The organism is Streptosporangium sp. NPDC000396 (assembly GCF_042898655.1).
Lineage (GTDB): Bacteria > Actinomycetota > Actinomycetes > Streptosporangiales > Streptosporangiaceae > Streptosporangium.
Genome location: NZ_JBIAZA010000012.1, coordinates 72728 through 82552, shown reverse-complemented (window position 1 = coordinate 82552; position 9825 = coordinate 72728). Strand labels below are relative to the sequence as shown.

At 66.9% G+C, this 9825-nt stretch carries 7 protein-coding genes; 6 read left to right on the top strand and 1 reads right to left on the bottom strand.

Annotated elements, in window-relative coordinates; translation table 11 throughout:
- From ACFY2X_RS20605 to ACFY2X_RS20590, 4 genes are all read left to right on the top strand, one after another.
- On the top strand, positions 1–840 hold an 840-nt coding region (locus ACFY2X_RS20605; protein WP_389940083.1), incomplete at its 5' end, for an RDD family protein.
- Between the two features lie 1533 nt (positions 841–2373).
- The gene (locus ACFY2X_RS20600) at positions 2374–2706 is read left to right on the top strand and encodes an Lsr2 family protein (RefSeq protein WP_389940082.1); all 333 of its coding nucleotides are present in this window, start codon (positions 2374–2376) and stop codon (positions 2704–2706) included.
- A 264-nt stretch (positions 2707–2970) separates the two neighbouring features.
- Entirely contained in the window at positions 2971–5472 is a 2502-nt protein-coding gene (locus tag ACFY2X_RS20595; RefSeq protein WP_389940081.1) for an ATP-dependent Clp protease ATP-binding subunit, read from the top strand.
- A 425-nt stretch (positions 5473–5897) separates the two neighbouring features.
- Positions 5898–6848: a sugar phosphate isomerase/epimerase family protein gene (locus ACFY2X_RS20590; RefSeq protein WP_389940080.1), complete on the top strand. Its 951-nt coding sequence runs from the start codon at positions 5898–5900 to the stop codon at positions 6846–6848.
- Positions 6849–6929: 81 nt separating this feature from the next.
- Here ACFY2X_RS20590 and ACFY2X_RS20585 read toward each other — a convergent pair whose 3' ends face one another.
- On the bottom strand, positions 6930–7805 hold the full coding sequence (locus tag ACFY2X_RS20585) for an A/G-specific adenine glycosylase (protein WP_389940079.1): 876 nt from the start codon (positions 7803–7805) through the stop codon (positions 6930–6932).
- A 111-nt stretch (positions 7806–7916) separates the two neighbouring features.
- Here ACFY2X_RS20585 and ACFY2X_RS20580 point away from each other — a divergent pair, with 111 nt between their 5' ends.
- Together ACFY2X_RS20580 and ACFY2X_RS20575 are read left to right on the top strand one after the other, a co-directional pair.
- On the top strand, positions 7917–8588 hold the full coding sequence (locus tag ACFY2X_RS20580; protein WP_389940078.1) for a hypothetical protein: 672 nt from the start codon (positions 7917–7919) through the stop codon (positions 8586–8588).
- Positions 8589–8837: 249 nt separating this feature from the next.
- On the top strand, positions 8838–9782 hold the full coding sequence (locus ACFY2X_RS20575; RefSeq protein WP_389940077.1) for an RNA polymerase sigma-70 factor: 945 nt from the start codon (positions 8838–8840) through the stop codon (positions 9780–9782).
- Positions 9783–9825: the final 43 nt, after the last annotated feature.

Here is a 9825-nt window from a genome sequence, read left to right as displayed (position 1 = left end):
GGCTACGGTCAGCAGCAGGGGACCGGTGCCTACGGGCAGCCCGCTCAGCCCGGCTACGGCCAGCAGGCCGCTGCCCAGCCCGACTACGGTCAGCAGCAGGGTTACGGCCAGCAGGCCGCCCAGCCTGGTTACGGCCAGCAGCAGGGCTACGGTCAGCAGCCGGGAGCCGGCGCCTACGGGCAGCAGGGCTACGGCCAGCAGGGCGCTGCTCAGCCCGACTACGGTCAGCAGGGGTACGGCCAGCAGCAGGGGTACGGCCAGCAGCCCGGCTACGGGCAGCAGGCTCCCGCCTACGGCCAGGGTTACGCGCCGCAGGGGGCGATGCCTCCCGGTGCCCCCGCTCCGCTCGCCGAGTGGTGGCAGCGCCTGGTGGCCCGGATCATCGACGGGCTCATCCTGGCGATCCCGACGGTCATCCTCACCTTCGTGCTGACCGCGATCCTGGTCACCCAGGGAAGCTTCGACATTCAGACGGGGGCGCTGACGCAGCCGAGCGGTTTCGTTCTCGCCTCCGTGCTCACCGGCATCATCGCGGGTCTGGTCTACATCGCCTACGAGTTCCTGATGCTCAAGCAGAACGGCCAGACCGTCGGCAAGATGGTCATGGGCATCAAGGTCGTCACGATCGGGGGCACGCTGCAGGGCGGCCTCTCCTCCGACGCCGCCGTCAAGCGGGCGGGCGTGCTGTTCGGTCCGCTGGCGCTGAGGGGGATTCCGATCCTCGGGTGGGTCGCGCAGATCTTCTACCTGCTGAACGTGCTGTGGCTGCTGTGGGACAAGCCCCTGCAGCAGGCTCTGCACGACAAGACGGCCGGCACGATCGTCGTCAAGACCAAGTAGTTCCGTGAATAACCGGGGCCGGCGGGATGAACCGCCGGCCCCGGTTTCATGCTCGGAGGAGAAAACCGGCCCGGTAACGACGCTCCGCCCGGACGCGTTGGAAGCGCAAACGCATACGTGCCGGCGAGAAGAACGTTGTGACTCCTCCGCTCCCCGAAGAGAGCGGCTTCTCGCTTCCCCCGGTTGAGGGATGCGACGGTCAAGCCCCCGCCGTTTCGAACAGAGAAACCGTGGCGGGGAAGCGATTCCCCGCCGGGTAAACCCGGCGGTCCTCTCGCTGGAGATGACGGCGGCCCCCGCATCCGGATGAGGACAATCGTCGCGGATCGGTGGCGTCTGCGTCCCGGGACCCTGTGACTCCTCCGCTCCCTGAAGAGAGCGGCTTCTCGCTCCCCTCGGCAGAGGTAGGCGACGGCCAAGCCCTGACCGTTTCAAACAAAGGAACCATAACAGGGGAGCGATTCCCCTGCCGGGTAAACCCGGCGGCCCCCTCGCTAGACACGATGGCGGGATCATCCAGCTGTCCGCATCGTGGACGGATGCCATCTGCGCGAGGCTCTACTGGATTGTCGCGTTCGCCTTCTACTCCGCCTTCGAACCTTCCCGTCCTTCGTCTTCCACGCCTTCCGACCGGCACATGAAGACCTTCTTGTCCGCCCCGGATGGAACCCCGCGGTTGTTGGTGGGTCTGACCGTGTTTGGTGGTTATACGGCCTACGACTATGTGCGTAAGACGAAGACCGAAGTACTCTTGGTAAGAAAGCGATGAAGATCTGTCTTGTTCTGCACCGGTGGCGTCACACTGCGACACACTGGGCGGATGAAGCGGGCGGCTCTCTACCCGTGTGTTCTCGTCACCGCGGCATTCCCGTGGTGAACTCACCGGTAGCGATCTTCCCCTTCACGGCGGGCTCGTCCGCTCTTGTCGACAGGGCCCTTCAGCAGGGGCTTCGCGGCAAGGTGGCGGGTGGTCCCGCGATCGAGAGCCTGGCTCGCATTGGTTTCTCGGTGGGGTGATCGGAACATGATCGTCTTGCGGAGGTTTTTCTCGGCGGCTTTACGGAGTGCAACCGGTAAGACGGCTGGAGAGAAGCATTAAGGTAGTGAACGGCAGGCAGGCTGCCCCGGTGACGTGCACCGCTCCTCGGTGACGCTATGGTCATGTGTGGGCGGATCCGGGCCGATCGAGCGAGCTCCCCCACGCAGCCCGGGATGTCGCCGCCAATTCCATGGTCCCCAGAAAGTCACCCTCGGGTGCGGAGCGAGGACGAATGAACGACGTATTGTCCGCGTTGATACCTCCGGCGGTCGTCGGCGGGGCCTTCATCTACGGAGTAGTCAAGGTTCTTCGAAGTGAAGCCGCCGGCCGCCGCCCGGCAAAACGGCGGGATCAGGCTGAGTCGCAGAACAGCTGATCCACTCCTGGTCCCGGTTCCCGGCAAGAATCGCCGGGCTCTCGGAATTGCCGCTCTTCGATTGCGGGTATATGTTTAGCTAGCGAATGAAACAATACTCCGCGAAAGGATTGCGTAGATGGCCAAGCAGATCCAGGAGATTCTCATCGACGACCTCGATGGGGGCGAGGCCAATGAGACTGTCGCCTTCGCGATTGACGGCACCAGCTATGAGATTGACCTGAGTGACGTAAACGCGAAGAAGCTCCGCGACTCCCTGTCGCCTTTCGTGCAGAGCGCCCGCCGTTCCGGGGCGCTGGCCTCTCGTCGCCGCCGCGCAGGTGGCACCAGGGCGCTGACGCGGGAGAAGAGCGCCGACATCCGGGCGTGGGCGAAGTCCCACGGCCTTAATGTCAGCGAGCGCGGTCGAATCGCCTCCAAGATCGTCGAGCAGTACGAAGCGGCGCACTAGATCGTCGAATCATGCGGTTATGGCGGCCACGGTGGGGTCCGGTGGCGGCCATGACCGCATGACGCGTTTGAACGGTCGATAAACGTCGTTCGCTTGCGGCGTAGTGGGAACATCTCACGCCCTGTAAGTAGTTGGATGGAGGGTGAACGCCCTGCTCTTGGGGAACGTCTTGTTCATAGAGCGGTCCCGGGGCGGGGCTACCATGCGGGATGACAGGGCCCGGATATCCCGGACCTGCCTGACCGCTCTGTGAGGAGCGACGAGATGTTCGAGAGGTTCACCGACCGCGCACGGCGGGTTGTCGTCCTGGCCCAGGAAGAGGCCCGGATGCTCAACCACAACTACATCGGTACGGAGCACATTCTTCTTGGCTTGATCCATGAAGGTGAAGGCGTTGCCGCCAAGGCTCTGGAGAGCCTCGGCATCAGTCTTGAAGGTGTGCGTCAGCAGGTCGAGGAGATCATCGGCCAAGGGCAGTCGGCGCCGTCGGGGCATATTCCGTTTACCCCACGCGCCAAGAAGGTCCTTGAGCTGTCGCTCCGCGAGGCCTTGCAACTGGGGCACAACTACATCGGCACCGAGCACATCCTGCTCGGCCTCATTCGTGAGGGCGAAGGGGTGGCGGCCCAGGTGCTGGTGAAGCTGGGCGCGGATCTCAACCGCGTGCGCCAGCAGGTCATCCAGTTGCTTCATGGTTACCAGGGCAAGGAGCCGGCCGCCGCGGGCGGTCCGACCGAGGCCGCGCCGTCGACCTCGCTTGTGCTGGACCAGTTTGGCCGGAACCTGACCCAGGCCGCCCGTGAGGGCAAGCTCGACCCGGTCATCGGCCGGGAGAAGGAGATCGAGCGGGTCATGCAGGTCCTGTCCCGCAGGACCAAGAACAACCCCGTTCTGGTGGGTGAGCCCGGGGTCGGCAAGACCGCCGTGGTGGAGGGCCTGTCCCAGAAGATCGTCAAGGGCGAGGTCCCGGAGACGCTCAAGGACAAGCAGCTCTACACCCTGGACCTGGGCGCGCTGGTGGCCGGTTCGCGCTACCGGGGTGACTTCGAGGAGCGCCTGAAGAAGGTGCTCAAGGAGATCCGCACGCGCGGCGACATCATCCTGTTCATCGACGAGCTCCACACGCTGGTCGGTGCGGGTGCCGCCGAGGGCGCGATCGACGCCGCCAGCATCCTCAAGCCGATGCTGGCCCGGGGCGAGCTGCAGACCATCGGTGCCACCACCCTCGACGAATACCGCAAGCACCTGGAGAAGGACGCCGCGCTTGAGCGCCGCTTCCAGCCGATCCAGGTGGCCGAGCCCAGCCTCAGCCACACGATCGAGATCCTCAAGGGCCTGCGCGACCGTTACGAGGCGCACCACCGGGTCTCCATCACCGACGGCGCCCTCGTGGCCGCCGCTCAGCTCGCCGACCGCTACATCAGCGACCGGTTCCTGCCGGACAAGGCGATCGACCTCATCGACGAGGCCGGGTCGCGCATGCGCATCCGTCGCATGACCGCGCCGCCGGATCTGCGCGAGTACGACGAGAAGATCGCCAACGTGCGGCGCGACAAGGAGTCCGCGATCGACGCGCAGGACTTCGAGAAGGCCGCCGCGCTGCGTGACCAGGAGAAGCAGCTCCAGCTCAAGCGTGAGCGCCGGGAGAAGGAGTGGAAGGCCGGCGACATGGATGTCGTCGCCGAGGTCACCGAGGAGCTCATCGCCGAGGTCCTGGCGACCGCCACCGGCATCCCGGTCTTCAAGCTCACCGAGGAGGAGTCCCAGCGGCTGCTCCGCATGGAGGAGGAGCTCCACAAGCGGATCATCGGCCAGGACGACGCCATCAAGGGTCTGTCCCGCTCGATCCGCCGTACTCGCGCCGGGCTGAAGGACCCGCGCCGTCCGGGTGGCTCGTTCATCTTCGCCGGTCCGTCCGGTGTCGGTAAGACCGAGCTGTCCAAGGCGCTGGCCGAGTTCCTGTTCGGGGACGAAGACGCGCTGATCATGCTGGACATGTCGGAGTTCATGGAGAAGCACACCGTCTCCCGGCTCTTCGGCTCCCCGCCCGGCTACGTCGGGTACGAAGAGGGTGGCCAGCTGACCGAGAAGGTGCGGCGCAAGCCGTTCTCCGTGGTCCTCTTCGACGAGATCGAAAAGGCACACCCCGACATCTTCAACTCGCTGCTGCAGATCCTGGAAGACGGTCGGCTGACCGACGCCCAGGGCCGGGTGGTGGACTTCAAGAACACCGTCATCATCATGACGACCAACCTCGGCACCCGCGACATCTCCAAGGGCATCGGGGTGGGCTTCGCGAAGTCCAACGACACCGAGTCGAACTACGACCGGATGAAGGCCAAGGTCCAGGAAGAGCTCAAGCAGCACTTCCGGCCCGAGTTCCTCAACCGTGTCGACGACATCGTGGTCTTCCACCAGCTCACGCCGAAGGAGATCATCCAGATCGTGGACCTGATGCTCGCCCAGGTGGCGCTGCGTCTGAAGGACCGCGACATGGGTCTGGAGGTCTCGCCGGAGGCCAAGCAGCTGCTGGCCGACCGCGGTTACGACCCGGTGATGGGCGCCCGCCCGCTGCGCCGGACGATCCAGCGCGAGCTGGAGGACACGCTGTCGGAGAAGATCCTGTACGGCGAGCTGCGTCCCGGCCAGATCGTGAAGATCACGATCGAGGGCGAGGGCGAGAACGCGAAGTTCATCTTCACCGGCGAAGCCGGCGATCGGGTTCCGGACTCCGCGGCCGCCATCGTGGAGCCGATCCAGAACTAGGGAAAGCCTCGCGGATCCTGCCGTGACCAGGTGCTGTCTGGCCGGTCGCGGCAGGAAGAAGAACTGAGAGCCTGAAGAGCAGACCCCGTCGTGACTTCCTCACGACGGGGTCTGCTTATTTGTTATCCAAGAAGGTATGCCGCCACCAGGAGTAGTACTACACTCTGTAGAGTGAATCCGGCTCAATCTCGCCTGGATGATCCATGAGTTGTAGTGACGATGGCGAGATCGGCCCCGAGATCAGCCCAGCGGCGTACCGAGAAATCAGCTCCGGGAGTGACGCGGAGAGCGGTGCCCACGCGGGATGCTCGGCGGATCGGGCCGAGTTCCCGGCAGGGAAAGACCCGCTGGCCTGTGGTGACGTCAGGACCACTGGCGTGGGGCAGTCGAGGTCGCTTACACGGAATACGCCTTGGAGGCATCGGATGCGTTTGCGACACCAGGATGGGACGCTTGTTCACCTGTCCTACAACGCGGGCGTCCATCCCGCTGAGGACTTGGAGAACCTGATCGCGCACCTGACCCGATACGCGGTCCCGGTGCGCAAGCGCCTCGGTGTGGAGCGGATGGGCGTCGGCCTCTGGCTTTCTCCCAGCGTCGCCGACCATCTCATCGCCGACCGGATCGAGCTGGTGCGGCTGCGCCGCTCCCTGGAGGAGCGCGGCCTGGAGGTCGTCAGCCTCAACGGCACCGGCGGGCGCAACCAGGAGACCCCGGGTCCCGACTGGGCCAAGCCCGAGCGTTACCGCTACACGATGGCGCTGGCCAAGATCCTGGCCTTCCTGCTTCCGGAGGACGTCCGATTCGGAAGCATCTCCACCATTCCCATCGGCTGGCGCCGCGACTGGCCGGCCGACCTGCACGCCATCGCCTCGCACCGCCTGGAGCGCCTCTCCCGCGAGCTGCGCGGCCTCTACAGTGTCACCGGTAAGACGATCAGGGTCGGCTTCGAGCCGTGGCCCGGCTGTGTGCTGGAGACCACCAAGCAGGCGCTGGACCGGGTCTGCGACATCGACTCCGAGCACCTCGGGGTGTGTCTGGACGCCTGTCACCTCGCCGGTGGCGCCGAGGAGCCGGAAGCCGCGCTGCGCGGCCTGGCGGACGCCGGTGCCCCGGTCGTCAAGCTCGGCCATGTCCACAACCACGGCAGCGACGCCTGCCGGGAGCTTCCGAGCACCCGTTCGGTCCTGGAGAACACCCTCACCGCCATGCTCTCCGGCGCGGTGAACGGCACCGCCCACATCGAGGTCGAGACCCACGACCTGGCCGTGCCGCTGCGGGCCAAGGGCCCCGGCGCGTTGGTGAACATGCTCGCCGACGAGCTCGACTGGGCCCGTACCAACCTCACCGCGCTCGGCCTGCGCCTGGCCGCCTGACGACCGCGAGGGGCGTCGCTTTCCACCGCTTCGTGAGCGGTGCCCCGAACGGCTTCTCCCCGGCCGGGCTCCGTGGGACGGTCAGCCGGGAAGGCGGTAGGTGCCGTCGTGGAGGACTTCGGCCAGGCCGTCCGCGACGAGGCCGTCAAGGGCGCGCTCCCGCTGTGGCGCGTCCTTCCACACCGCGTCGAGAGCTTCCTTGGGGACCGGGCCGTGGGCCTCGCGCAGGACGGCGAGGAGGCGACCGCGGCACTGGCGGTCGGTTCCCGCGTAGGTCTGGCCCCTGCGGGCGGGACCGTCGTAGGCGGGCTTGCCCGCCAGGCGCCAGGCGCACAGGGCGCTGATCGGGCAGTCGGCGCAGCGGGGAGCGCGGGCCGTGCAGACCAGGGCTCCCAGTTCCATGACGGCGACCGCCCAGACGGGGGCGTCGTCGGCGCCGGGCAGGAGCGACTCGGCGAGCCTGCGCTCGGCGGACGTGGTGGCCTTCGGGGGGTACTCCTCGCCCTGTACGGCCCGCGCCAGGACGCGGCGGACGTTGGTGTCGAGAACGGCGTGGCGCCCCTTGAAGGCGAAGCTGGCCACCGCCGCGGCGGTGTATTCGCCGATGCCGGGAAGCGTCAGCAGGGTCGCGTGGTCGGAGGGGACTTCACCGCCGTGGTGGTCGGTGATCGCCCGGGCGCAGGCGTGCAGGTTGAGAGCACGGCGCGGGTAGCCCAGACGGCCCCAGTGGCGTACGGCCTCCCCGGGAGGCTCCTTGGCGAGGGCGGCGGGCGTCGGCCAGCGCTCCATCCATTCGGTCCAGATGGGCAGTACGCGAACCACGGGTGTCTGCTGCAGCATGATCTCGCTGACCAGGATCGACCACGGGGAAGCCTCGGGAGTGCGCCAGGGGAGATCGCGGGCATTCTCGGCATACCAGTCGAGAACGGGGTCCAGTAGGTGGTTCGACTCGGGCACCTTCCGACGATAATGCCAAGCGGGATTCAATTCCCCCGCCTTCACCCGTCGAAACGTAAGGGAGCGGCGGGTCGCTCCTCGTGACCTGCGAAGAATCTCCATACTGTGCGCATGGACCCGGACACTTTCCGTAGCGATATAGGGGTGGACGTCTACTGGCGGCGCCGGATGGCCGCGCTCGTCGGTGTGCTCGTGGTGGTCGCCGTCGTGGCCTGGGCCTGCTCGTCGAACGGGCCGGAGAGCGACTCGAAGGTGGAGGCTCAGAGCAGTGGGTTGCCCACGCCGGATCCGATACTGGCCGTCCTGCCCACGGTGACGATCACCCCGACCCCGGCTCCGGCCGCGACGGCGAGCCCCAAAGCAGCCAGGCCGGCGGTCCGGGCCAAACGGCCCGGCGACGCCTGTGATCCCCCTGACCTGGTGCTGAGCATGCAGGGCCGGGAGGAGGTCTATGGGCCGGGTGACCACCCCAGTTTCATCCTCACCCTGGTGAACATCGGCAAGGTGATGTGCACGGCCGATGTCGGGCCTCGGGCGATGGAGCTCCGCATCACCTCCGGCGATGACCGCGTCTGGTCGTCGTCCGACTGCGTCAGCGGCGAGATCGACGACATCCGCAAGCTCAGCCGTGGTATCCCGTATGTTCGGGAGATCGAGTGGGACCGTCGCCGATCCGCCAGCGACTGCACCGCCGATCGCGACAACGCCAGGGCCGGGACCTACGTGGCTGTGGTCCGCGCCCCCGAGCTGAAGAGCCGCAAAACGGTTTTCCACCTTCGCTAGGGTCTGTTTCGTGGGTCTTCCCGCCTAGTGCGGTCGCCCGGACGGCACCCCGCCGCGTTGTCGCCCCACCCCACGAAAACACCACGCGAGCTCCGCGTTCGCCGGGGCCCCGGGGTCTTGTCGCCCATGACTCCGTCATGAGCTCTCACCGTGGTCTTGCGGCGCATCCGTCTGGCCGATCCGCAGCGTAGGCGAAAACCGACGAAACAGACCCAGGCGGGATCCGCAAAGCAGATCTAGGATCGGGCCATGCCCTTGACCATGGACGACGTTGACCGGTTCGAGGCCTCCAGGCCGCGTCTGGAGACCATCGCCTATCGCCTCCTCGGCTCCGCCGGGGAGGCCGAGGACGCCGTGCAGGAGACGTTCCTGCGCTGGCAGGCCGCCGACGTCGACCGCATCGAGGTCCCCGAGGCCTGGCTGACGAAGGTCCTCACCAACCTGTGCCTCAACCAGCTCACCTCCGCGCGGGCGCGCCGCGAGACCTATGTGGGCCAATGGCTCCCCGAGCCGCTGCTCGCCGGGGACCCGATGCTCGGCCCGGCCGACACCGCCGAGCAGCGCGAATCGGTCTCGTACGCGGTCCTCACCCTCATGGAGCGCCTCTCCCCCAACGAGCGGGCGGTGTACGTGCTGCGGGAGGCCTTCGACTACCCGCACCGGGAGATCGCCGAGATCCTCGACATCACCGAGGCCGCCAGCCAGCAGATCTTCCATCGCGCCAAGAAGCACATCGCGGACGGCAAGGCCCGCACCGAGATCGACGAGGCCGCTGCCCGGCGGATCGTCGAGGAGTTCCTGGTGGCCGCCACCAGCGGCCAGACCGAGCCGCTCGTGCGCCTGCTCACCGAGGACGCCATCTCGATCGGCGACGGCGGCGGGAAGATCCCGGCCCGCGCCAAGGCGTTCGAGGGCGCCGTCGCGGTCGCGAAGTTCCTGCGGGGCCTGTTCAAACCCACCGAGGCCAAGCGCGCCTTGGTCGGCGGCGCGCCAGAGATCTACATCTGGACCGCCAACGGCGACCCCGCCATCGTGGCCGTCGTGGACGGCCGGGTCATCGGCGTCATGTGCCTGGAGATCACCGCCGAGGGCATCGCCGCGTTCCGCAACCAGGTCAACCCCGACAAGCTCGAACGCGCGACCGCGCACTGGGCGGCCGCCGACCACGGGGAGCCCCTGTTCAACGCCTTCTGATCGATATGTGAGGTGCTTCACATCGCGTTCCTGTCAGGAAACG

Excerpts from the sequence above, each read along its gene's own strand:
- ACFY2X_RS20600 (WP_389940082.1), top strand. The coding sequence starts at position 2,374 with ATGGCCAAGCAGATCCAGGAGATTCTCATCGACGACCTCGATGGGGGC.
- ACFY2X_RS20595 (WP_389940081.1), top strand. The coding sequence starts at position 2,971 with ATGTTCGAGAGGTTCACCGACCGCGCACGGCGGGTTGTCGTCCTGGCC.
- ACFY2X_RS20590 (WP_389940080.1), top strand. The coding sequence starts at position 5,898 with ATGCGTTTGCGACACCAGGATGGGACGCTTGTTCACCTGTCCTACAAC.
- ACFY2X_RS20580 (WP_389940078.1), top strand. The coding sequence starts at position 7,917 with ATGGACCCGGACACTTTCCGTAGCGATATAGGGGTGGACGTCTACTGG.
- ACFY2X_RS20575 (WP_389940077.1), top strand. The coding sequence starts at position 8,838 with ATGCCCTTGACCATGGACGACGTTGACCGGTTCGAGGCCTCCAGGCCG.